This window comes from Pseudomonas sp. IB20 (genome assembly GCF_009707325.1).
Classification (GTDB): Bacteria; Pseudomonadota; Gammaproteobacteria; order Pseudomonadales; family Pseudomonadaceae; genus Aquipseudomonas.
The window spans coordinates 3,325,646-3,348,254 of sequence record NZ_CP046103.1 but is presented as its reverse complement, the minus strand read 5'-3'; the positions used below and the strand labels follow the sequence as shown (position 1 = coordinate 3,348,254).

Genomic DNA, 22,609 nt, shown 5'->3' with positions numbered 1-22,609 from the left:
GCTGTGCGTGGCGCAAGTGTAGCCCGATCAATTGTCACTGGCGCAACCGGTGCCCTGTACCTGGTAGTCCAGCACATGTTCACGGCCTTGGTGGTCGAGGTAGTCGAGGCGGGCGGGGACGATGCCGCATTGGCCGTAGGTGTCGGTGCTCGACAGCACTTTATCGACGTCCAGGTGCACGAAAAAACCGGTCTTGTCGTGGATCACGCTCGTGGCAGGGGTTGTGTCGGCGGCAAACGCGGAACCGCTGGCAAGCAAAGCGGCAAAGCCTAAGGTAAACAGTTTCATGGCAGTAGCTCTCTTTAAGGGTTGGCTGCCGGGTCTTGGCAGTGAGTTCACAGTAACCAGGCGCCCCAAACAGCCAACCAACAGGATCATGACAAGTTCGTAATGAAGGGATTTAAGGTTGTCGACCGGACGCTTCGAGGATCAGGTCGGTGATTTCCTTGGCGTGGGACACCAGCGACAAGTGGCTGGACGGCAGCTCGAGGGTGGTGGCGTTCATGCGTTTGGCGAGGAAGCGTTCCAGGTCTGGGCTGATGGTCTGGTCGTTGCTCGACACGGCGTACCAGGACGGCTTGGTGTGCCAGGCGGCGTTGACGGTGCGGCCGCTGAACAACGTCTTGGTGATCGGTTGTTGCACGGCGTACAGCTCCAGCGCCTTGGCGCGCGGCACGTCGGCGGCGAAGTACTTGAGGAAGGCGTCCTGGTTCAGGGTGAGGTAGCCGTTGTGATCCTCCACGCCGGCACGCACTGGCATGGTCGGGTATTGGGCGGAGAGTGCGACGAAGTCTTCGTTGGCGTCCGGCGCGCGGGCGGCGACGTACACCAGTGCGCTGACCTTCGGGTCGACCCCGGCGTCGCTGACCACGGTACCGGCGTAGGAATGGCCGACCAGCACGGTAGGGCCGTCCTGTTGGTCCAGCACGCGGTGGGTGGCGGCGACGTCATCGGCTACCGAGGTCAGCGGGTTTTGTACGGCGGTCACGTGCAGGCCGGCAGCCTGGAGCCGGGTGATCACCTCGGACCAGCTTGAACCGTCAGCCCAGGAGCCGTGGACCAGCACTACGTTGTTGGCTTTGACCGGCGAGACCGTGCTGGCCATGGCGGTACCGGTGCCCAGTATCAACAGGCTGGCGGCGATCAGGCAGAGTTTGCTGGCAGGTTTCATGGCTTGGACCCTTTTCATCAGTGGGAAGCGGCGTCAACCGGTGTAGGTGACTGAGGACTCCACTGTATGAAGTGAGGGTGCTGATGAGACTTACAGCTTCATTACAAGCGTGTAATGGATTGGAATGGGTATTCGTGCTCAGCGTTTACAAGCACGGAGGGGAGCCGTAGATTGCATCGGGGTCAGCATCTGTTACCGATTAAAAGGAAGCCAAGCAGTGTCCAGTCCCGGTCCAGCCGTATTTACCCAACGTTTCCGCGCCTTCCTGTTCGATATGGATGGGACCCTGCTCAACTCTATCGCTGCTGCTGAGCGGGTATGGAGCATCTGGGCTGAACGCCACGGCCTGGATGTGGTGGCCTTCTTGAGCACTATTCATGGTGCACGGGCCATCGATACCATTACCCGTCAAGCGCTTCCCGGCGTCGATCCTGAGGCTGAAGCGCAGTGGATCACCGAGGCGGAGTTGAATGATGTCGAGGGTGTTGTTGCGCTTCCCGGCGCCATCGAATTTTTAAACCGTTTGCCCGGCGATCAATGGGCGTTGGTGACCTCTGCGCCCAAGGAGCTGGCCTTACGCAGGCTGCAAGCTGCGGGTATTTCCCCGCCGGCGGTGCTGGTCACGGCCGAAGATGTGGGGCGCGGCAAGCCGGACCCGGCCTGCTATGTGCTGGGCGCGCAGCGTCTGGGCGTACCCGTGCAGGACTGCCTGGTGTTCGAGGATGCGCCGGTGGGCATTCGAGCAGGGGAGGCGGCGGGAGCGACGGTAGTGGTGGTGACTTCGACGCACCTGACGCCGATGGTCACACAGCATGCTGCTATTAATGGGTATGAGCAGGTGCAGGTCCTGCGCGATGGTGACGGCATGCTGTGTTTGCAGAACGTCGCGGGCTGAAACGAAAAAGCCGAGCCGTTACCGGTCTTTGCCTTCTTGCGAAGAGGTGTGATCAGGTGAAGTTTGCAGCCGGTTGCTGCGCATTCCCTGGCGCGACATCACCCTCTCCCTGAGGATTTCATTGGCAAGCCGGGCAATCGCTTCGACGCCGTGATAATGCGCGCGCACGGTTCCGGTAATCGCAAAATGGTCGGTCTGCGGGCCACTCAGGATGGCCGAGAGTGTGCTGTCGGCGTGGAGCGTACAGGTGATTTTGTAGCTGGGCAGACGGGCTGCCAGTGCAGATTCGATCTGGGATTTGCTGAGGGTATCCATCTGCTTAATGCCTATGACTGATCGTGCAAGCCCAAGCACAGATCTTGCTACGGGGCTGTAAATACCGGCGATTTGATAGCGTGTTACCGCCCATCAGCCTACAGACTTTTGATGTGTGCGGTGATCTGCTCGCTGGCACAATTTGCGTTGGATGGTCACCTGTATTGGCTTTAAACAGAACACAAACAGGTAGCCGCACAAGAACAGCGTCAGGTCCAGCCAGGGGGGAGCGTCACTGGCACTTGTACCTTCAATCTCGTACCTCAAGCCATATTCCAGGCCTGCAAAAACCAGCGCGATCAGCAGTGCGATCATCCAGGAATGGGTGACAAAGTGTTGCATTGAGGTGCGCCTCATCGACGTACTCCTGAGTGCGCTCAGATGTCGGCAGAATGGGTCACAAGATTTGGCTGTGCAGCCCGCCACAAGTTTCAGGAGTGAAGAAGGTTTCATCTTGTACTGACGATGAAGAGACGAGGCTCTGGGCGCAAGAAAGCGCTAAGAGGCCGAAAGGGTCTTCGCCAGCCGTTACAGTGAACGAAAAGGCTGGCTACTGAGGGCGCTTCAAGGCGTCTGGTTTTTGTCCGGTGCAGTCAGGCCGGCCTGGATGCGCTGGTAAATCTCCTCGCGATGCACGGCAACGTCCTTGGGTGCGTTGATGCCGATTCGTACTTGCTGGCCGCTAACGCCCAGGATGGTGATCGTAATGTCATCACCGATGTTTATGCTTTCACCGACTTTGCGGGTGAGTATAAGCATGGACTTCTCCTTGATTACTTTTAAGGACACATGTTTCAGACAGGGCAGGTGTCGGATGTGTGTAGCTTACTGCTAAGCGCTTCCCTGTGACTGCCTCTTTTAGGACGCATAGAGGCGACATTAATTCCCATGCCGGCATCATACAGGTCTGCGATACATCATTCGCATTGTTTAAGCCAACGTTTATGACGGCCAGAATAGACAGTGAATGATAAAGTTGCCTCTTTATCCTTAAAGGAGCAGCGCAGTGCGTAAAGTAGCGATGGCAATGGCGGTGTTGGCATTGGCTGGTTGCGGTGAAGGCAAACCTGTCGAAGCGCCCAAGGCCAAGCCTGCCGTGACTGAAAGCCAGCCACAAATCGGTGCGATTGCCGCTCAGGAATGGGACGTTTGGGTCGGGCCGCCGGACCACAAGCTGCAGGCACTCACTGACCTGACCGCCTGGTTGCTGGAACATGGGTTCAATTTTTACATCGTAAAGGTAGACGGCAAGGATGAGGTATTGCTGGGGCCGTTCGCCAGCAAGGCCGAGGCCGAAGCCAAGCAGGCGCTATTGACCGAAAAGCTGGCCCGCGCCAAGAAAAACGACACCGAGTCGCAGGTTATCGAGCACAAGACTGCGCAGTAACGTAGGGGCTGGCGAGCCACCTCCGCCGCAGGCCTTCAGGTTCACTGCGCCGACAAACTCATTGCCACGCCCCATTACACAAGCCACCGTTTGGTTGCGCTGGCGTTCCCAGGCTTGCACCGGGTAAGTCTTGTTCCAAGCCTCGTACAGTTGGCGATCCTGTTTGGACAGGCGCAGGCCGTATTGTTTGCTCATGTAGAAATACGTTCGGGCAATCATCCCGCGAATGGATGGGCGCGGCATGACCTTCTTGGCCTTGAAGTCCACCTGGGTCAGGCATGAGCCGTACTGACCGCGTTGAACCGGCAGCCAGCCAAAACTGAAGTTGTTACGGTCGCCATTAACCTCACCGATGCTCGGCACCAAGTTGTGCAAGTCCGCTTCGGCGCGCTTGAACACGTCATCAACGCGCGTACAGTTTTTGCGCCCACCGTTCTGCCAGCACTGGCGCTGGTGCCCGATCTGCCAGGCCGGGACGATATGCTCCCATTCGATACGTGCGGCGCGGTTGGCATTTTTGCGTGGGATGTAACCGCAGGCTTTCAAATTCACCCGGTTGCCGGTGTATTTGCAGCCGCAGTAAAACTCCGTGGATTGTGGGGCGTAGAGCTTCCAGGCGACTTTCTTGGCTTCGCTGAAGGTTCGAGGCGCCTGGGCGTTGGCGCTAATGGCAAAAAACAAACAAAACAAAGCAGTCAAGCGGGCACTCATTGAATCAATCTTCCTTCGGCACAACCCAGAAAATTTGCACGCCGCCGTCGTCCCGATAGGCGAGGGTGACGTTGTCGTTCTCTGCAATTTCTTCCAGCAAGCGCGCCCATTCCTCTTCCGGTTCCTCCGGCAAACGGAAGATCAACGCTGCCTTGGCTTTCTGGGCATTGGTCGAATTGATGATTTTTTGCACGCGAACGGCCAGGCTTGCGTAGGCATCAGGTGGGGTTGGTGCTGCGGAAGAGGACTTTGCCACGGAGCATTCCTTAGTTTGCTGTATGTGTATACAGTATTTAACTATGAGGAATTTCGCAACTGCTTAAAATTCAAGGCATTCGAGGGCGTAGGCATTCGAGGGCGGCTGTAGCGGGGCGGTGTGGGGAGATAGAGGCGAGTAAACTCGCCCCTACAGGTGTCACCAGGAATCAATATTCCCAGAACATCCGTTGCAGCTCTTTGCTGTCCTGGGTCTTGGTCAGGGCAACCATCGCCAGAATCCGCGCTTTCTGCGGGTTCAAGTCATGGGCAGCCACCCAGTCGTACTTGTCGTCAGGCTGTTCGGCATTGCGCAGTACGAAACCGCCGGCATTCACGTGGGAAGAGCGAATGATCTGCACGCCTTGCTTGCGCAGTTCCTGCAGGGCAGGCACTACCTTGGAAGACACCGAACCGTTGCCGGTACCCGCATGGATGATGGCTTTGGCGCCGGCCTGGGCCAGGGCCTTGACGGCGGTGTCACTCACGTTGCCGTAACCGTAGGCGATTTCCACGTCCGGCAGGCTCTTGATGGTCTTGATGTCGAATTCAGAATCCATGGTGTGGCGCTTGGCAGGCAGGCGGAACCAGTAGGATTTGCCTTCAACCACCATGCCCAGTGGGCCCCATGGGCTCTTGAACGCTTCGGTCTTGATGTTGATCATCTTGCTGACGTCGCGACCCGATTGGATCTCGTCGTTCATGGTGACTAGCACGCCCTTGCCGCGTGCGTCTTTGCTGCTGGCCACGGCCACGGCGTTGTACAGGTTAAGCATGCCGTCTGCCGACATCGCGGTGCCTGGGCGCATCGAGCCGACTACCACGATTGGCTTGTCGGTTTTTTCCACCAAGTTCAGGAAGTAGGCGGTTTCTTCCAGGGTGTCGGTACCGTGGGTGATGACGATGCCGTCCACGTCCTTGTTGTCGGCCAGTTCAGCAACACGGCGACCCAGTTGCAGCAGGTTTTCATTGTTGATGCTTTCGGAAGCAATTTGCATCACTTGCTCGCCGCGCACATTGGCGATCTGGCTAAGCTCAGGAACACCGGCGATCAACTGCTCGATGCCGACTTTGGCCGCCTGGTAGGTAGCGCTGTTGGCGGCGCTGGCGCCGGCCCCGGCAATTGTGCCGCCGGTGGCGAGAATCACCACATTGGACAGTTTGGTCTTGGTTTCAACGTCCTTTGCCTGGGCGGCAACGGGGAACAGCAGCAGGAGGGCGAGGGCGCCCGGAACAAAGGTCTTCAGTGCAGATTTCATTATTTTTCTCTCTGGCTTTTGATGAGTGCTGTAGCCGGTTCATCTAGAACACCCGGGCAGTTCTGAACGCCGCCGAGGTGCTGAGAAAGAGCAGGATTTGTACCAAGCCGATTGTGTCTGTAAATATAATTTAACGTGTTGATTTAAAACAATTTATGTTGATTTTTCAGATTGATCGGAAAGACGCCTGTCCGGCTTTCCGAACGACAAGACAGTATTACGTTCGGTTGTCCGAAAACCACGATGGAATATCGACAGGTTGTGTATGACCTGGGTGTCACGGCCTGTCGCTTTAGAGAACGACTGGGGGAGGGCGATGTTTAATCAGATCAATGGTAGGGCGTAGGTGCAGAGGCCAAAGGGCTTGGATGAAAGACGTTTTTCACCCGTTGACAAATCTCGGCAAGGTTCTCATAGTTTGAACAACGGTGAGACGTTTTTCACCCGTTGACAAATCTCGGCAAGGTTCTCATAGTTTGAACAACGCAAACGTTTGCGAGATGTTTCATTGTGCAAGCGTTGCTCACAATAATCATAAGATCGGAGTGAACCCATGAAGCTGCCATTTGCTGGACGTCTTCTTGCTGTCGCTGTGCTTGCTGCCGCATCCGCTGCTCTACCTATTTCCTCTGCATTTGCTGATGACGCCGCCGCCAAACCCAAGGTCGGCCTGGTGATGAAATCCCTCGCCAATGAATTCTTCGTCACCATGCAGGACGGCGCCAAGTCCTATCAGAAAGAACACGCCGCCGACTTTGACATGATCACCAACGGTATCAAGAACGAAACCGATACCAGTGCACAGATCGATATCGTCAACCAGATGATCCTCGCCAAAGTAAACGCCATCGTGATCGCCCCTGCCGACTCCAAGGCATTGGTGACCGTGCTGAAGAAAGCTTCCGATGCCGGCATCAAGATCGTCAACATCGACAACCGCCTGGATCCGGACGTACTGAAAAGCAAAAACCTCAATATCCCGTTCGTAGGCCCGGACAACCGCAAAGGCTCCAAGCTGGTGGGTGACTACCTGGCCAAACAACTGGCCTCGGGCGATAAAGTCGGCATCATTGAAGGTGTACCGACCACCACCAACGCCCAACAGCGCACCGCAGGCTACAAGGATGCGATGGACGCCGCGGGTATGAAGATTGTCTCCACCCAATCGGGCAACTGGGAAATCGACCAGGGCCAGAAAGTCGCGTCTGCCATGTTGAGCGAATACCCGGACCTCAAGGCACTGTTGGCCGGTAACGACAACATGGCGCTGGGCGCTGTCTCTGCCGTACGTGCAGCGGGCAAGGCCGGCAAAGTGCTGGTCGTGGGCTACGACAACATTGAAGCCATCAAGCCGATGTTGCAGGACGGCCGGGTCTTGGCGACCGCCGACCAGGCCGCTGCTCAGCAGGCCGTGTTCGGTATCCAGAACGCGCTCAAGCTGGTCAAGGGTGAGAAAGTCGATGCCAAAGATGGCGTGATCGAAACCCCGGTCGAACTCGTTCTCAAGAAGTAATCCTGGCAGTACCCAACAGCGCCCGCTCGTCCTGAGCGGGCGCCTGGAGATTTTCCTATGTCATCTTCCGCCCCGAACGCTGTCCTCTCGGTCAGCGGTATCGGCAAGACCTATGCCCAACCGGTTCTATCCGACATCACCCTCACGCTCAATCGCGGGGAAGTGCTGGCGCTGACCGGTGAGAACGGTGCAGGTAAAAGTACGCTGTCGAAAATTATCGGCGGGCTGGTCACGCCGACCACCGGGCACATGCAGTTCAATGGTCAGGATTTCCGCCCCGGCAGCCGCACCCAGGCTGAAGAGCTGGGCGTGCGCATGGTCATGCAGGAACTCAATCTGCTGCCAACACTGACCGTGGCCGAAAACCTGTTCCTGGATAACCTGCCCAGCAAATGTGGTTGGATCAGCCGCAAGCAATTGCGCAAAGCCGCGATCGAGGCTATGGCCCAGGTCGGCCTGGATGCGATCGACCCGGACACCCTGGTTGGCACCTTGGGCATTGGCCATCAACAAATGGTCGAAATCGCCCGCAACCTGATCGGCGACTGCCATGTTCTGATCCTCGACGAGCCCACGGCGATGCTGACCGCGCGTGAAGTCGAAATGCTCTTTGAGCAAATCACCCGCCTGCAGGCCCGAGGCGTGGCGATCATTTATATTTCGCACCGGCTGGAAGAACTGGCCCGTGTCGCCCAGCGTATTGCGGTATTGCGCGACGGCAAGCTGGTCTGCGTCGAGCCGATGGCCAATTACAACAGTGAGCAACTGGTCACCTTGATGGTTGGTCGCGAGTTGGGTGAAAAAATCGACCTGGGCCCGCGCACCATCGGCGGTCCCGCCTTGACCGTGAAAGGGTTGACCCGCTCGGACAAGGTTCGCGATGTGTCCTTTGAAGTGCGCGCCGGTGAGATCTATGGCATCTCCGGCCTGATCGGCGCTGGCCGCACTGAGTTGTTGCGACTGATCTTCGGCGCGGACCTGGCGGACAGCGGCACTGTCGCCTTGGGTTCGCCGGCCAAGGTGGTGAGTATCCGTTCCCCGGTGGATGCGGTCGGCCATGGCATCGCCCTGATCACCGAAGACCGCAAGGGCGAAGGCCTGCTGCTGACCCAGTCCATCAGCGCCAACATTGCCTTGGGCAACATGCCGGAAATCTCCGGCGGCGGAGTGGTGAACAGCCGCGACGAAACCGCCTTGGCCAAGCGTCAGATCGATGCCATGCGCATTCGCAGCTCCAGCCCGGCGCAGCTGGTGTCCGAGCTGTCGGGGGGCAACCAGCAGAAAGTCGTGATCGGCCGTTGGCTGGAGCGCGATTGCGCGGTGATGCTGTTCGATGAACCGACTCGGGGTATCGACGTCGGCGCCAAGTTCGACATTTATGCCTTGCTCGGCGAATTGACTCGCCAGGGCAAAGCGCTGGTGGTGGTCTCCAGTGATCTGCGGGAACTGATGCTGATCTGCGACCGCATCGGTGTGTTGTCCGCCGGGCGCCTGATCGAGACCTTCGAGCGCGACAGCTGGACCCAGGACGAATTGCTCGCCGCCGCCTTTGCCGGCTACCAAAAACGTGACGCGCTGCTCAATGACGCAGTGCTTAGGGAAACCCCATGAAAACCACAACTTCCCCCGGTAAAACCGGCGGTAACTTCTACGGCCTGGGCACCTACCTGGGGCTGGCCGGCGCTTTGTTGGCGATGATTGCGCTGTTCTCGGTGCTGAGCGACCACTTCCTGTCCTATGACACCTTCAGCACCCTGGCCAACCAGATTCCGGACCTGATGGTGCTGGCGGTGGGCATGACGTTCATCCTGATCATCGGCGGCATCGACCTGTCGGTAGGTTCGGTGCTGGCATTGGCCGCATCGGCGGTCAGTGTGGCGATTCTCGGCTGGGGCTGGAGCGTTCTGCCGGCAGCGCTGCTCGGCATGGGCTGCGCCGCGTTGGCTGGCACCATCACGGGCTCGATCACCGTGGCTTGGCGCATTCCGTCGTTCATCGTGTCGCTCGGTGTGCTGGAAATGGCGCGTGGCGTGGCCTACCAGATGACCGGCTCGCGCACCGCCTATATCGGTGACTCGTATGCCTGGCTGTCGAACCCGGTTGCCTTCGGGATTTCACCGTCGTTTATCATCGCCCTGCTGGTGATCATCGCCGCTCAGTTGGTGTTGACGCGCACGGTGTTTGGTCGCTACCTGATCGGTATCGGCACCAACGAAGAGGCCGTGCGCCTGGCCGGGATCAATCCAAAGCCCTACAAGATCCTGGTGTTCAGCCTGATGGGCCTGTTGGCCGGTGTGGCGGCGCTGTTCCAGATTTCGCGCCTGGAAGCGGCGGACCCGAATGCCGGCTCCGGCCTTGAACTGCAGGTGATCGCCGCTGTGGTCATCGGCGGTACCAGCCTGATGGGCGGGCGCGGTTCGGTCATCAGTACGTTCTTCGGTGTGTTGATTATTTCGGTATTGGCCGCCGGCCTTGCGCAGATCGGTGCCACCGAGCCCACCAAACGCATCATCACCGGTGCTGTGATCGTGATTGCTGTAGTCCTCGACACCTACCGCAGCCAGCGCGCCAGTCGGCGGGGCTAAACCATGGCAACGATCAAGGATGTGGCAGCGCTTGCAGGTATTTCCTACACCACCGTGTCGCATGTGGTGAACAAGACGCGGCCGGTCAGCGAACCTGTGCGGATCAAGGTGGAGGCGGCGATCAAGCAGCTCGACTACGTGCCGAGTGCGGTCGCGCGATCGCTCAAGGCCAAGACTACCGCCACCATCGGCTTGTTGGTGCCCAACAGTCTGAACCCGTATTTTGCGGAGTTGGCCCGGGGGATCGAGGATTACTGCGAGCGTAATGGCTATTGCGTGATCCTCTGCAACTCCGACGACAACGCTGAAAAGCAGCGCAGTTATTTGCGCGTGTTGCTGGAGAAACGCATCGACGGCTTGATCGTCACCTCGGTGGGGGGCGACGACAGTGGCCTCGCCGCTGGCTTGAGTGCGGTGCGCACGCCCATGGTGATCGTCGACCGTGCGCTGGACGGCATTGATGTCGACCTGGTGCGCATCGACCACGAGGAGGGCGCTTACCTCGCGACCCGGCACTTGCTCGAACTCGGTCACCGCGACATCGCCTGTATCGGTGGCCCCGGCCACACCCGCGTGGCGCAGATGCGTTTGGCGGGGTATCACCGCGCGCTGCGTGAGGCGGGCGTGGAAGTGGCGGCGAATCGCACCTTGGAAAGCGACTTCACCAGCACCGGCGGATATGCGGCGGCGGTGCAGTTGCTGTCGGAAAATCCGCCCAGCGCGATATTCGCCAGTAACGATATGATTGGTTTCGGCGTGTTACGTGCCGCGGCCGAGCGCAATATTCGCGTGCCTGGCGAGCTGTCGGTGATCGGGTTCGATGATATTCAAATGGGCCGTTACGTGTACCCCGCGTTGACCACGGTCGGGCAGTCGATCGTGCAACTGGGCGAGACGGCCGCCGAGCTTTTACTGCGACGAATTGCAACACCCCAACTGCCGATCGATCAACGCATCGTGACGCCGAGTATTGTTTTGCGTGAGTCGACGGCGCCCTTTGCCGGTGTGTTCGCCCAATACCGCTGAACCGAATTGATGAGTAATGATGTATGCCCGCAAAAGTAGTGGTAATAGGCAGCTTGAACATGGACCTGGTCACCCGCGCCAGCCGGTTGCCACGCGCCGGTGAAACCCTGATCGGCCAAACGTTTTCCACCGTCCCCGGTGGCAAGGGCGCTAACCAGGCGGTGGCTGCGGCGCGTCTTGGGGCGGATGTGGCGATGGTCGGCTGCGTCGGCACGGACGCCTACGGCACCCAGTTGCGCGAGGCTTTATTGGTTGAGGGCATTGATTGCCAGGCTGTGAGCACCGTCGACGGTTCCAGCGGCGTGGCGCTGATTGTGGTGGATGACAGCAGCCAGAACGCGATTGTGATCGTGGCTGGCAGTAACGGTGAGCTGACCCCCGACTCGTTGCAAGTCGCTGACGCGGTGTTACAAGCCGCCGAGGTGATTGTCTGCCAGTTGGAAACCCCGCTGCACACCGTAGGCCATGCCCTGAAACGCGGTCGTGAATTGGGCAAAACGGTGATCCTTAACCCGGCGCCGGCCAGTGGCCCCTTGCCTGCCGAGTGGTACGCCTCGATCGATTACCTGATTCCCAATGAAAGTGAAGCCAGCGCATTAAGTGGCGTGACGGTCGACTCCCCCGACAGTGCCAAGGTCGCCGCAACGCAGCTGATCAAGGCGGGTGCCGGCAAGGTCATCATCACCCTCGGTGCTCAGGGCGCGTTGTTTGCCGATGGCCAAGGTTTTGAGCATTTGGTGGCGCCCAAGGTCAAGGCGGTGGATACCACGGCTGCCGGCGACACCTTTGTCGGTGGTTTTGCCGCAGCGCTCGCCAATGGCAAGAGCGAAGCCGAGGCCATCCGCTTTGGCCAGGTGGCGGCAGCCTTGTCCGTGACTCGCGCCGGTGCGCAACCCTCTATTCCTACGCTGCACGACGTGCAAGGTTTTGTGCCCTCATGAAAAAGACACCTCTGCTCAATATTGCCCTGTCGCGCGTGATCGCATCTCTCGGTCACGGCGACATCCTGGTGATCGGCGATGCCGGCCTGCCTGTGCCGCCAGGTGTCGAGCTGATCGACCTGGCGCTAACCCAGGGCATTCCCGACTTCATCAGCACCCTGCGCATTGTGCTCAGCGAAATGCAGGTGGAAAGCCATGTGTTGGCCGAAGAAATCCTGCTCAAGCAACCGCCTGCGCTCGCCGAACTCAACAGCCTGACTGAGCAGGCAGCCCTCGGCGAGCGCCGTCTGGTCAGCCATGAAGAATTCAAGCAACTGAGCCGCAAGGCCCGCGCCGTGGTGCGCACTGGCGAGTGCCAGCCTTATTGCAATATCGCGCTGGTGTCCGGCGTAACCTTCTAGAGTTCCCCTACGACAAGGAGTGTTTCATGCAACGTGGTCTTCCAACCCTGAAAAACCTGTTTCGGAGTGTCCTGCTTTTGTCCGCGCTCACTGCAGCCAGCGCCCATGCGGCGGAAAAAATCGACCTGATCATCGACACCGACCCAGGCGCCGACGATGTGGTGGCGTTGCTGTTTGCAATGGCCTCACCCCAGGAATTGAGCATTCGTGCACTGACCACCGTCGCCGGTAACGTGCGCCTCGACAAAACCTCCCGTAACGCGCGACTGGCCCGTGAGTGGGCAGGGCGCGAGGATATTCCGGTGTACGCAGGCGCACCCAAACCGATGCTGCGCACGCCGATCTACGCCGAGAACATTCACGGTAAGGAAGGTATCTCCGGCGTTGCCGTGCACGAGCCGAAAAAAGGCCTGGCTGAGGGCAATGCCGTTGATTACCTGATCAAGACCCTCAGCACCGCCAAGCCGCACAGCATTACCATCGCCATGCTCGGCCCACAGACCAACCTGGCATTGGCGCTGACCCAGGCGCCGGAAATCACTCAAGGCATCAAAGAAGTGGTGGTGATGGGCGGTGCGCACTTCAACGGCGGCAACATCACGCCGGTGGCTGAGTTCAACTTGTTCGCGGACCCTATCGCGGCTGAGATCGTGCTCAAAAGTGGCGTCAAGCTGACTTACCTGCCGCTGGACGTGACCCACAAGGTGCTGACCAGCGACGCGCGGATGAAACAGATCGCCGACATCAAGAACAACGCGAGCAAAGTCGTTGGCGATATCCTGAATGAATACGTCAAAGGCGACATGGAGCACTACGGCATCCCAGGCGGCCCAGTGCACGATGCCACCGTCATTGCCTACCTGCTCAAGCCTGAGCTGTTCAGCGGGCGTGAAGTGAACGTGGTGGTGGACAGCCGTGAAGGCCCGACCTTCGGCCAGACCATCGTCGATTGGTACGATGGCCTGAAACAACCGAAGAACGCGTTCTGGGTTGAGAACGGCGACGCCCAAGGCTTCTTCGATCTGCTGACCGAGCGCCTGGCGCGTCTGAAGTAATGAGTTTGCCGGTCGGCGTTCGCCGGCCGGTTCTTTATTCGCGCTCGGGGTTGTGAGCGCCCATGTGATCGGCCGGGTATTTCTCGAATATCTGGCCGATGAACGCCTGAGCGGCCTGAGTGCCGAGCTCTTTGACCAGCAGATCGATTCCAATGATTGCCAACTCCTCCGGGCTTCCGGGGCTGTAGGAGCTTTGTCCTTGGGGCCACTTGGCTTTGATGTCGGCTTGGAGGGTAACAGTGGTCATGGGTGTCTCGCGGAGTTGGAAGTACTGGGCAGTGCGCTAAAACGCGGTTCTTACCGGGGCAGTTAACCATTTTTGGCGGGCGTATGGCACTGCTACTTAGGCATGAGATGCTTCGGGATGAGGCAGACGCTGTGCGACACTGTGCCTCAATTTAATTGCCGGGGAACGCTAGGTGCAGATCGATTTGAAAAACCCCGAGAACCTGACGCTGGACGCTGTCCGTCAGCTGCTGGCCAGTGCCAGTGACGATGAACATACGCAGTTGCGGGTCACTAAGGCCGGTGTCGCCTACATTTCTTCAGGGGTGGTGGGTGGCACTGATATTGGAGGCTTGCTGTTTCGTCTTGAAACCTGGGCCAAAGGTTCTGGTTACGTCGGTAACGTCGCGGCCAGCGATGAAGTCTGGGTCATGCAGATTTTCAACGCGCTCAAGCAGAACTGGCCAACACCGCCGTTCGACTACATCGACATCTACTGAATACGTTCATATCTGGTGACGATTGACTGAGCGAATGCTCGTCCTGAGTCAGGCAGACTTGCCTACGGGCGATTTACGTCTTGAAACCAATCTGCCAGATCGCTGTCGCACGATCTCTGTCCATTTTTAATCATAGGAGGCTTCATGCCTTGGAAGCTCGCATCATTCGGTACTTTGTTGGCAGCACTCGCGTTGGCGGGTTGCAGCACCCCAGGTGCCTCTGAGCCAGCCAAAGACGCCGCCGTGACCGATGCCGGTCATAGCCGCTGTGAGTCGAAAGCCGCCGAGTTCGTGATCGGCCAGAAAGCCTCGCCTCAACTGCTGGATCAGGCGCGTACCCGTGCCGGTGCGCAGAACGCGCGGATCCTCAGGCCTAGCGACATGGTCACCCTGGAATACCGCTCAGACCGCCTGAACCTGAGCACCGACGATAACTTGGTGATCACGCGGGTCAACTGCGGCTGAGCACCTCGCGGCTTTTGCAACGCGCATAAAAAACCCCGTCACATGGACGGGGTTTTTTTTAGCTCAGCGGAGAATTACTCGCCGCGAACCTGTGCAGCTTGCATACCCTTTTGGCCTTTCTCAGCCACGAAGGAAACGGTTTGGCCTTCTTTCAGGCTTTTGAAACCGTCGCTTTCGATAGCTTTGAAGTGTACGAACAGGTCGTCACCGCCACCTTGAGGAGTGATGAAGCCGAAGCCTTTTTCATCGTTGAACCATTTAACGGTGCCGGTTTGGCGATTAGACATGGTGTATCTCCAAGAAACATATATTTTCAGTAGTGCTGTGCTGCTCAGGCCAACTGGGCACACCGAGCTATCATAGTCGAAATGTTCGACTTGGGAGCCCCCCCAAGGCATTGTTTGCTAATCAATAGCGTTGCGTTTAGTGCTTTGGTCGGCTGAAAGCCCCGATCTACGGGGCTTTCGCGCGAAATATCAGCTGTTAAAAAAAGCCGTAAAAGCTGCGTAATTTGTGAGAAATAGCAGTTTTCAGGCGGTTTTTTCAGCACGGCGACCGTCTGATCAGTGGTCGATCTTACTTTTTCTTCACCACTTTGCAGGACGAAATGGCCGCGACAGCTTTGTTTTTAAGCTGCGGGCTGGCGTTCTGGTTGGTCATGAGCTCTTTGATTTCTGCAGTGCTCAATTCGGCGTTGATCTTGTCCGCGCCACATTCGCAATGGTCTTTGGCGGTTTTGGCGTCTACGTTCTGGCTGGCAGCTGCGCTGCAGTCTTTGACGAAGCTGTCACGTGCGCCCGCTGGCCAGTTCGACGGGGCAGCGGCCTGCGCGCCGAGGGAAAGAATAGTCAGGGATGCGGCGAGAGCGAGGGATGAGGTGAAACGCATCATGTGGATGCTCCTTTGGGTCGAGGACGAACGGCGATTCTCGGGGTGTTTGAGGCGTGGCGTACAACTCAAGTTCACTTTTGCAGCTATAAAGCCTGGAATTTGTCTTTACACAAGATAGCGTCGGCGCGATGACCGTTCATCTGTGCTAGGATCTTGCGCTTGGCTAAATCCGGGCGTGCCAATTGCCGCCTTGCCATGTTTCTTATTAGCTCACTCCAGTCACTCTGGTTCGATTATCGGTTGGCCGAAAGGCTCCTGCCGCTGTAAGGCAGGCGTTCAGCAATGAACGGCCTGGTGTTGGATCTTGTACTGGCTCATCCCAACCCACGTGACCTTTGGTAGGGGTCACCACTAGGAGAGGAGGCGCCATGCCAACTATTACTCTTCCCGACGGCAGTCAACGTTCATTCGATCATTCGGTTTCAGTCGCCGAGGTCGCCGCATCCATTGGTGCAGGCCTGGCCAAGGCCACCGTGGCCGGCAAGGTCGACGGCAAGCTGGTTGACGCCAGCGACCTGATCACCTCAGACGCCAGCCTGCAAATCATCACGCCCAAGGATCAAGAGGGGCTGGAGATCATTCGCCACTCTTGCGCGCACCTGATTGGCCATGCGGTCAAGCAGCTGTACCCGACGGCGAAAATGGTCATCGGCCCGGTCATCGATGAAGGCTTCTATTACGACATCGCCTACGAACGTCCTTTCACGCCGGACGACCTGGCCGCGATCGAGCAGCGCATGCACGCGCTGATCGAAAAAGATTACGACGTGATCAAGAAGGTCACCCCGCGGGCTGAAGTGATCGACGTGTTCACTGCTCGTGGCGAAGACTACAAGCTGCGTCTGGTGGAAGACATGCCGGACGAGCAGGCCATGGGCCTGTACTACCATGAAGAATATGTCGACATGTGCCGCGGTCCGCACGTGCCGAACACACGCTTCCTCAAGTCGTTCAAGCTGACCAAGCTGTCCGGTGCCTACTGGCGCGGCGACGCAAAGAACGAGCAACTGCAGCGGATCTACGGCACTGCCTGGGCTGACAAGAAGCAGCTGGCGGCCTACATCCAGCGCATCGAAGAAGCCGAGAAGCGCGATCACCGCAAGATCGGCAAGCGCCTGAACCTGTTCCACCTTCAGGAAGAAGCGCCGGGGATGGTGTTCTGGCACCCGAACGGCTGGACCCTGTACCAAGTGCTCGAGCAGTACATGCGCAAAGTGCAGCGCGAAAACGGCTACCTGGAGATCAAGACTCCCCAGGTCGTTGATCGCAGCCTGTGGGAGAAATCCGGGCACTGGGCCAACTACGCCGACAACATGTTCACCACTCAGTCGGAAAACCGCGACTACGCCATCAAGCCAATGAACTGCCCGTGCCACGTGCAGGTGTTCAACCAGGGCCTGAAGAGCTACCGCGAGTTGCCGATGCGCCTGGCCGAGTTCGGTGCCTGCCACCGTAACGAGCCATCGGGTGCACTGCACGGTATCATGCGTGTGCGCGGCTTCACTCAGGACGACGCCCACATCTTCTGCACCGAAGAGCAGATGCAGGCTGAATCCGCCGCGTTCATCAAGCTGACCATGGACGTTTATCGCGATTTCGGTTTCACCGAAGTCGAAATGAAGCTGTCCACTCGTCCGGAAAAACGCGTCGGTTCCGACGAGCTGTGGGATCGCGCCGAAGCTGCACTGGCCGCCGCCCTAGACAGCGCGGGCCTTGCGTACGATTTGCAGCCGGGTGAGGGCGCCTTCTACGGTCCTAAAATCGAGTTCTCGCTGAAAGATTGTCTTGGCCGTGTCTGGCAATGTGGTACTTTGCAGCTCGATTTTAACCTGCCGATCCGTTTGGGAGCCGAATACGTCTCCGAAGACAACAGCCGTAAACACCCGGTTATGCTGCACCGGGCGATCCTCGGCTCGTTCGAACGGTTTGTCGGGATCCTGATCGAGCACTACGAGGGTGCATTCCCCGCGTGGCTGGCTCCGACCCAGGCAGTGATCATGAATATCACTGATAAACAGGCCGATTTTGCTGCTGAAGTTGAAAAAACTCTCAACGAAAGCGGATTTCGTGCCAAGTCCGACTTGAGAAATGAAAAGATCGGCTTTAAAATCCGTGAGCATACTTTGCTCAAGGTTCCCTATCTTTTGGTTATCGGAGATCGGGAAGTCGAGATGCAGACTGTCGCTGTGCGTACTCGTGAAGGTGCTGACCTGGGCTCGATGCCCGTCGCCCAGTTCGCTGAGTTCCTCGCGCAAGCGGTTTCCCGGCGTGGTCGCCCAGATTCGGAGTAATTATTATTAAGCGTGAAATGAGACAAGATAAACGAGCTGCACCGAAAGCCCCGATCAACGAGAATATCTCGGCACGCGAGGTTCGGTTAATTGGCGCTGACGGCGAGCAGATTGGCATCGTCTCGATTGATGAAGCGCTTCGTATTGCTGAAGAGTCCAAATTGGACCTGGTGGAAATCTCCGCCGACGCAATCCCACCCGTTTGCCGGGTGATGGACTACGGCAAGTCGATCTTCGAGAAGAAGAAGCAGGTTGCCGCAGCGAAGAAGAACCAGAAGCAGATTCAAGTAAAAGAAATCAAGTTTCGTCCAGGGACGGAGGAAGGGGATTACCAGGTAAAACTGCGCAACCTGGTACGTTTCCTGAGTGATGGGGACAGGGCCAAGGTATCCTTGCGATTCCGCGGCCGTGAGATGGCCCACCAGGAGCTGGGGATGGAACTCCTCAAGCGGGTTGAAGGTGACCTGCTGGAGTACGGTTCCGTCGAGCAGCATCCTAAGATGGAAGGACGCCAGCTGATTATGGTCATCGCCCCGAAAAAGAAGAAGTAATCAACAGGGCACGGCAGGCCTTCTGATTATGTTTATCAACTGAATGCGGAGTATCCGAACATGCCAAAGATGAAGACTAAAAGTGGTGCTGCTAAGCGGTTTCTGAAAACTGCTAACGGTATCAAGCACAAGCACGCTTTCAAGAGCCACATCCTGACCAAAATGTCGACCAAGCGTAAGCGTCAATTGCGCGGTAGCAGCTTGCTGCATCCGTCTGACGTGGCAAAAGTCGAGCGCATGCTGCGCCTTCGTTAATTTTGGATCAAGAATAGAGGAAGTAACTCATGGCTCGTGTAAAGCGTGGCGTCATTGCCCGTAAACGTCACAAAAAAATTCTGAAACTCGCTAAAGGCTACTACGGCGCACGCTCACGCGTATTCCGTGTTGCCAAGCAAGCGGTAATCAAGGCAGGCCAATACGCCTACCGTGACCGTCGTCAGAAAAAACGTCAGTTCCGCGCTCTGTGGATCGCTCGTATCAACGCTGGTGCACGTGTTAACGGTCTGTCCTACAGCCGTTTCATCGCTGGCCTGAAAAAAGCGTCCATCGAAATCGACCGTAAGGTTCTGGCTGAACTGGCCGTGAACGATAAAGCGGTGTTTGCTGCGATTGTCGAGAAAGCTAAAGCCACCTTGGCTTAAGTACCCCCGACAGTCACCTTGGGTTACTCCTGTAGCCCAAGGTGGTAAACGTCATAAATAGGGGAAGAGCCTTCAAGCTCTTCCCCTATTTTGTATCTGGAGTCTGTACATGGAAAACCTGGACGCGCTCGTCGCTCAAGCTCTCGAGGCTGTGCAAAGCGCTGAAGATATCAATGCCCTGGAGCAAATCCGGGTTCACTACCTTGGCAAAAAAGGTGAATTGACTCAGGTGATGAAGACCCTGGGGAATTTGCCGGCTGAAGAGCGTCCGCAAGTCGGTGCGCTGATCAACGTCGCCAAGGAGCGTGTCACTGAGGTTCTCAATGCGCGCAAGGCGTCGCTCGAGGAGGCCGATCTTGCGGCCAAGCTCGCCGCCGAGTCCATTGACGTGACCTTGCCTGGCCGTGGCCAGGCCTCGGGCGGTCTGCATCCGATTACCCGGACTCTGGAACGTATCGAGCAGTTCTTCACCCACATCGGCTACGGCATTGCCGAAGGCCCTGAGGTCGAAGACGACTATCACAACTTCGAGGCGCTCAACATCCCAGGCCATCACCCGGCCCGGTCGATGCACGACACCTTCTATTTCAACGCGAACATGCTGTTGCGCACCCATACCTCGCCGGTACAGGTCCGCACCATGGAAGCGACCAAGCCGCCGATCCGCATCGTCTGCCCAGGCCGTGTGTACCGTAGCGACTCCGATATCACCCACTCGCCGATGTTCCACCAGGTTGAAGGCCTGCTGGTTGATCGCGACATCAATTTCGCCGACCTCAAAGGCACCATCGAAGAATTCCTGCGGGTGTTTTTCGAGAAAGAGCTGGCGGTGCGTTTTCGTCCATCGTTCTTCCCGTTCACCGAGCCGTCCGCTGAAGTCGATATGGAATGCGTGATGTGCAGCGGTAAAGGCTGCCGTGTCTGCAAACAGACCGGCTGGCTGGAAGTGATGGGCTGCGGCATGGTTCACCCCAACGTACTGCGCATGTCCGGGATCGACCCGGAAGAGTTCTCGGGCTTTGCCTTCGGCATGGGCGTTGAGCGTCTGGCCATGCTGCGTTACGGCGTGAACGACTTGCGTCTGTTCTTCGACAACGACTTGCGGTTCCTCGCGCAATTTCGCTAGTCGTAACGAATCTTTAGGAGAGCAGGATGAAATTCAGTGAACAATGGCTGCGTGGCTGGGTAAGCCCGCAGGTAGGTCGCGACGAGCTGGTTGCTCGTCTGTCGATGGCCGGTCTTGAGGTCGATAGCGTTACGCCGGCCGCCGGTGTTTTCAGTGGTGTGGTCGTGGGCGAGGTGCTGAGCACCGAGCAACATCCCGATGCCGACAAATTGCGTGTGTGCCAGGTCAGCAATGGCGCGCAGACTTTCCAGGTCGTGTGCGGTGCGCCAAACGTGCGCCCGGGCCTGAAGATTCCGTTCGCCATGATCGGCGCCGAACTGCCGGGCGACTTCAAGATCAAGAAAGCCAAGCTGCGTGGCGTTGAGTCCAACGGCATGCTCTGCTCACAGGCTGAGCTGCAAGTGGGCGAGGGCAACGATGGCCTGATGGAGCTGCCGGCCGACGCGCCAGTGGGCCAGGACGTTCGTGTCTACCTGGAACTGGAAGACGCCAGCATCGAGGTCGACCTGACCCCGAACCGTGGCGACTGCCTGTCCCTGGCGGGTCTGGCGCGTGAAGTGGGTGCGCTGTACAACGCCCCCGTCACTCGTCCCGTGGTTGCCGCCGTACCCGCTGTGCACGACGAAGTGCGCTCTATCGAAGTGCTGGCACCCAACGCTTGCCCACGTTACCTGGGCCGCGTGATCCGCAATGTCGACCTGTCCAAGCCAACCCCACTGTGGATGGTTGAGCGCCTGCGTCGCGCCGACGTACGCAGCATTGACGCCGCCGTCGATATCACCAACTACGTGATGCTCGAGTTGGGCCAACCGCTGCATGCGTTCGATCTTGCCGAAATCAACGGCGGCATCCGCGTACGCATGGCCGAAGAAGGTGAGAAGCTGGTACTGCTCGACGGCCAGGAAGTAACCCTGCGCGCTGACACGCTGGTGATCGCCGACCATTCCCGCGCACTGGCCATTGCCGGCGTGATGGGGGGCGAGCACAGCGGCGTGTCCGCGACCACGCGTGACATTTTCCTTGAAAGTGCGTTCTTTGATCAGATCGTCATCGCTGGCAAGGCCCGTTCCTACGGCTTGCACACCGATGCTTCGCACCGCTATGAGCGTGGCGTGGACTGGAAGCTGGCCCGTGAAGCCATGGAGCGCGCCACTGGCCTGCTGCTGGAAATCACCGGCGGCGAAGCTGGCCCGATCACTGAAAGCGTGAGCGAGCAGCACCTGCCGTCCGTTGCACCGATCACCCTGCGCGCCAAGAGCGTCGAGCAAATGCTCGGTCTGGTGATCGAGCCTGCTCAAATCGAGCAACTGCTGTCGGCGCTCGGCCTGGGTATTTCCGCTGGCGGGGAAGGGCAGTGGCACGTTGAAGTGCCAAGCTATCGTTTCGACATCAGCCTGGAAGTCGACCTGATCGAAGAGCTGGCCCGCCTATATGGCTACAACCGCCTGCCGGTTCGCTACCCGCAAGCGCGTCTCGCGCCGCAGCCTAAAGCAGAAGCGCGTGCGCACCTGCCTGAACTGCGTCGTTTGCTGGTTGCCCGTGGCTATCAGGAAGCGGTGACCTACAGCTTCATCGACCCGAAACAGTTCGAACTGTTCAACCCGGGCGTAGAACCGCTGCTGTTGGCCAACCCGATCTCCAACGACATGGCGGCCATGCGTTCGTCGCTGTGGCCGGGCCTGGTGAAAGCACTTTCCCACAACTTGAACCGTCAGCAAGACCGCGTGCGCATGTTCGAAAGCGGCCTGCGTTTCGTCGGCCAACTCGACGGCCTGAAGCAAGAGCCGATGCTGGCTGGCGTGGTGTGCGGCAGCCGCCTGCCGGAAGGCTGGGCACAGGGCCGTGACGGCGTGGATTTCTTCGACGTTAAAGCGGATGTGGAAGCGGTATTGGGCTTCGCCGGCGCACTCGACGATTTCACCTTCGTGCCAGGCAGCCACCCGGCGTTGCACCCGGGCCAGACCGCGCGTATCGAGCGCGAAGGGCGTTTGGTAGGCTTCGTCGGCGCCATCCACCCGGAGCTGTCGAAAACCCTAGGTCTGGACCGTCCAGTGTTCGTTTTTGAGCTGGTCTTGGCTGAAGTTGCATCGGGCAAAATGCCTAAATTCAGCGAGTTGTCGCGCTTCCCTGAAGTGCGTCGTGACTTGGCCCTGATCGCCGACCGTGAAGTGGCCGCCACTGCCGTTCTGGATGTAATCCGTGAAAATGCAGGGGAATGGCTGACAGACCTCAGGCTATTTGACGTCTATCAGGGTAAAGGCATTGATCCGCATAGAAAAAGCCTTGCAGTTGGCTTGACCTGGCAGCATCCATCGCGCACTCTTAATGACGATGAGGTGAATACCACGACACAAAATATCCTCACCTCGCTCGAACAAAGGTTGAACGCCACGTTAAGGAAGTGA

Annotated in this window: 27 protein-coding genes and 1 pseudogene; 17 read left to right on the top strand and 11 right to left on the bottom strand. The window is 58.2% G+C overall.

Annotated elements, in window-relative coordinates; genetic code table 11:
- Positions 1–27: 27 nt before the first annotated feature.
- Both GJU48_RS15435 and GJU48_RS15430 read right to left on the bottom strand, forming a co-directional pair.
- Complete coding sequence (locus tag GJU48_RS15435) at positions 28–288, bottom strand: DUF2790 domain-containing protein (protein WP_094952248.1); 261 nt, start codon at positions 286–288, stop codon at positions 28–30.
- 112 nt (positions 289–400) lie between these two features.
- Positions 401–1,171 carry an alpha/beta fold hydrolase gene (locus GJU48_RS15430; protein WP_094952247.1) on the bottom strand — a complete coding sequence of 257 codons (771 nt, stop codon included), beginning with the start codon at positions 1,169–1,171 and terminating at the stop codon, positions 401–403.
- Between the two features lie 217 nt (positions 1,172–1,388).
- Here GJU48_RS15430 and GJU48_RS15425 point away from each other — a divergent pair, with 217 nt between their 5' ends.
- A complete protein-coding gene (locus GJU48_RS15425; RefSeq protein ID WP_094952246.1) occupies positions 1,389–2,066 on the top strand; it encodes an HAD family hydrolase in 678 nt (225 codons plus the stop codon).
- Between the two features lie 18 nt (positions 2,067–2,084).
- Here GJU48_RS15425 and GJU48_RS15420 read toward each other — a convergent pair whose 3' ends face one another.
- The 3 genes from GJU48_RS15420 to csrA all read right to left on the bottom strand — a co-directional run bounded on the left by GJU48_RS15420 (position 2,085) and on the right by csrA (position 3,140).
- Complete coding sequence (locus GJU48_RS15420) at positions 2,085–2,381, bottom strand: hypothetical protein (protein ID WP_094952245.1); 297 nt, start codon at positions 2,379–2,381, stop codon at positions 2,085–2,087.
- 93 nt (positions 2,382–2,474) lie between these two features.
- Positions 2,475–2,738 (bottom strand): hypothetical protein, encoded by a 264-nt coding sequence (locus GJU48_RS15415; RefSeq protein WP_094952244.1) that lies wholly within the window; start codon positions 2,736–2,738, stop codon positions 2,475–2,477.
- A 207-nt stretch (positions 2,739–2,945) separates the two neighbouring features.
- Entirely contained in the window at positions 2,946–3,140 is a 195-nt protein-coding gene (gene csrA / locus GJU48_RS15410) for a carbon storage regulator CsrA (protein ID WP_003192511.1), read from the bottom strand.
- A 262-nt stretch (positions 3,141–3,402) separates the two neighbouring features.
- On the opposite strand from csrA, the gene GJU48_RS15405 reads away from it, so the two are divergent.
- Positions 3,403–3,768, top strand: a complete 366-nt coding sequence (locus GJU48_RS15405) for an SPOR domain-containing protein (protein WP_094952243.1) — start codon at positions 3,403–3,405, stop codon at positions 3,766–3,768.
- A gap of 27 nt (positions 3,769–3,795) precedes the next feature.
- On the opposite strand, the pseudogene GJU48_RS15400 reads toward GJU48_RS15405, so the two are convergent.
- The 3 genes and pseudogenes from GJU48_RS15400 to GJU48_RS15390 all read right to left on the bottom strand — a co-directional run.
- Positions 3,796–4,479: pseudogene (locus GJU48_RS15400) on the bottom strand (endonuclease); the annotation flags it as partial.
- Positions 4,480–4,483: 4 nt separating this feature from the next.
- Positions 4,484–4,735, bottom strand: a complete 252-nt coding sequence (locus GJU48_RS15395) for a DUF1654 domain-containing protein (protein WP_094952241.1) — start codon at positions 4,733–4,735, stop codon at positions 4,484–4,486.
- A gap of 169 nt (positions 4,736–4,904) precedes the next feature.
- On the bottom strand, positions 4,905–5,993 hold the full coding sequence (locus tag GJU48_RS15390; protein ID WP_094952240.1) for an asparaginase: 1,089 nt from the start codon (positions 5,991–5,993) through the stop codon (positions 4,905–4,907).
- Between the two features lie 553 nt (positions 5,994–6,546).
- On the opposite strand from GJU48_RS15390, the gene GJU48_RS15385 reads away from it, so the two are divergent.
- From GJU48_RS15385 to GJU48_RS15355, 7 genes are read left to right on the top strand one after another with little or no spacing between them, the layout of a single operon-like run.
- Positions 6,547–7,506, top strand: a complete 960-nt coding sequence (locus GJU48_RS15385; RefSeq protein WP_094952239.1) for a sugar ABC transporter substrate-binding protein — start codon at positions 6,547–6,549, stop codon at positions 7,504–7,506.
- 57 nt (positions 7,507–7,563) lie between these two features.
- Positions 7,564–9,117: a sugar ABC transporter ATP-binding protein gene (locus tag GJU48_RS15380; RefSeq protein WP_094952238.1), complete on the top strand. Its 1,554-nt coding sequence runs from the start codon at positions 7,564–7,566 to the stop codon at positions 9,115–9,117.
- On the top strand, positions 9,114–10,091 hold the full coding sequence (locus tag GJU48_RS15375; RefSeq protein WP_094952237.1) for an ABC transporter permease: 978 nt from the start codon (positions 9,114–9,116) through the stop codon (positions 10,089–10,091). The genes GJU48_RS15380 and GJU48_RS15375 overlap by 4 nt, the downstream gene beginning before the upstream one ends.
- Positions 10,092–10,094: 3 nt before the next feature.
- On the top strand, positions 10,095–11,117 hold the full coding sequence (locus GJU48_RS15370; protein ID WP_094952236.1) for a LacI family DNA-binding transcriptional regulator: 1,023 nt from the start codon (positions 10,095–10,097) through the stop codon (positions 11,115–11,117).
- A 23-nt stretch (positions 11,118–11,140) separates the two neighbouring features.
- Positions 11,141–12,058 (top strand): ribokinase, encoded by a 918-nt coding sequence (gene rbsK, locus GJU48_RS15365; RefSeq protein WP_094952235.1) that lies wholly within the window; start codon positions 11,141–11,143, stop codon positions 12,056–12,058.
- Positions 12,055–12,459, top strand: a complete 405-nt coding sequence (rbsD, locus tag GJU48_RS15360; protein WP_094952234.1) for a D-ribose pyranase — start codon at positions 12,055–12,057, stop codon at positions 12,457–12,459. The genes rbsK and rbsD overlap by 4 nt, the downstream gene beginning before the upstream one ends.
- 26 nt (positions 12,460–12,485) lie before the next feature.
- Positions 12,486–13,514 (top strand): nucleoside hydrolase, encoded by a 1,029-nt coding sequence (locus tag GJU48_RS15355; protein ID WP_094952233.1) that lies wholly within the window; start codon positions 12,486–12,488, stop codon positions 13,512–13,514.
- Between the two features lie 34 nt (positions 13,515–13,548).
- Here GJU48_RS15355 and GJU48_RS15350 read toward each other — a convergent pair whose 3' ends face one another.
- Positions 13,549–13,761 (bottom strand): hypothetical protein, encoded by a 213-nt coding sequence (locus tag GJU48_RS15350; RefSeq protein ID WP_015884938.1) that lies wholly within the window; start codon positions 13,759–13,761, stop codon positions 13,549–13,551.
- A 172-nt stretch (positions 13,762–13,933) separates the two neighbouring features.
- Between GJU48_RS15350 and GJU48_RS15345 the strand changes: the two genes are divergently transcribed.
- The gene (locus GJU48_RS15345) at positions 13,934–14,239 is read left to right on the top strand and encodes a hypothetical protein (protein ID WP_094952232.1); all 306 of its coding nucleotides are present in this window, start codon (positions 13,934–13,936) and stop codon (positions 14,237–14,239) included.
- Positions 14,240–14,383: 144 nt separating this feature from the next.
- Positions 14,384–14,704, top strand: a complete 321-nt coding sequence (locus GJU48_RS15340) for an I78 family peptidase inhibitor (RefSeq protein WP_094952231.1) — start codon at positions 14,384–14,386, stop codon at positions 14,702–14,704.
- A 74-nt stretch (positions 14,705–14,778) separates the two neighbouring features.
- Here GJU48_RS15340 and GJU48_RS15335 read toward each other — a convergent pair whose 3' ends face one another.
- Both GJU48_RS15335 and GJU48_RS15330 read right to left on the bottom strand, forming a co-directional pair.
- Positions 14,779–14,991, bottom strand: a complete 213-nt coding sequence (locus GJU48_RS15335) for a cold-shock protein (protein ID WP_003234260.1) — start codon at positions 14,989–14,991, stop codon at positions 14,779–14,781.
- Between the two features lie 289 nt (positions 14,992–15,280).
- Positions 15,281–15,595, bottom strand: a complete 315-nt coding sequence (locus GJU48_RS15330; protein WP_094952230.1) for a hypothetical protein — start codon at positions 15,593–15,595, stop codon at positions 15,281–15,283.
- A gap of 368 nt (positions 15,596–15,963) precedes the next feature.
- Here GJU48_RS15330 and thrS point away from each other — a divergent pair, with 368 nt between their 5' ends.
- From thrS to pheT, 6 genes are all read left to right on the top strand, one after another.
- Entirely contained in the window at positions 15,964–17,886 is a 1,923-nt protein-coding gene (thrS, locus tag GJU48_RS15325) for a threonine--tRNA ligase (protein ID WP_024076468.1), read from the top strand.
- A complete protein-coding gene (infC, locus tag GJU48_RS15320; RefSeq protein WP_172979313.1) occupies positions 17,886–18,437 on the top strand; it encodes a translation initiation factor IF-3 in 552 nt (183 codons plus the stop codon). Before thrS ends, infC begins: the two co-directional genes overlap by 1 nt.
- Before the next feature lie 60 nt (positions 18,438–18,497).
- Positions 18,498–18,692 (top strand): 50S ribosomal protein L35, encoded by a 195-nt coding sequence (rpmI, locus tag GJU48_RS15315; RefSeq protein ID WP_002553160.1) that lies wholly within the window; start codon positions 18,498–18,500, stop codon positions 18,690–18,692.
- 29 nt (positions 18,693–18,721) lie between these two features.
- Entirely contained in the window at positions 18,722–19,078 is a 357-nt protein-coding gene (rplT, locus tag GJU48_RS15310; RefSeq protein ID WP_053257052.1) for a 50S ribosomal protein L20, read from the top strand.
- Positions 19,079–19,187: 109 nt separating this feature from the next.
- A complete protein-coding gene (gene pheS / locus GJU48_RS15305) occupies positions 19,188–20,204 on the top strand; it encodes a phenylalanine--tRNA ligase subunit alpha (RefSeq protein ID WP_094952229.1) in 1,017 nt (338 codons plus the stop codon).
- 26 nt (positions 20,205–20,230) lie between these two features.
- Complete coding sequence (pheT, locus tag GJU48_RS15300; RefSeq protein WP_094952228.1) at positions 20,231–22,609, top strand: phenylalanine--tRNA ligase subunit beta; 2,379 nt, start codon at positions 20,231–20,233, stop codon at positions 22,607–22,609.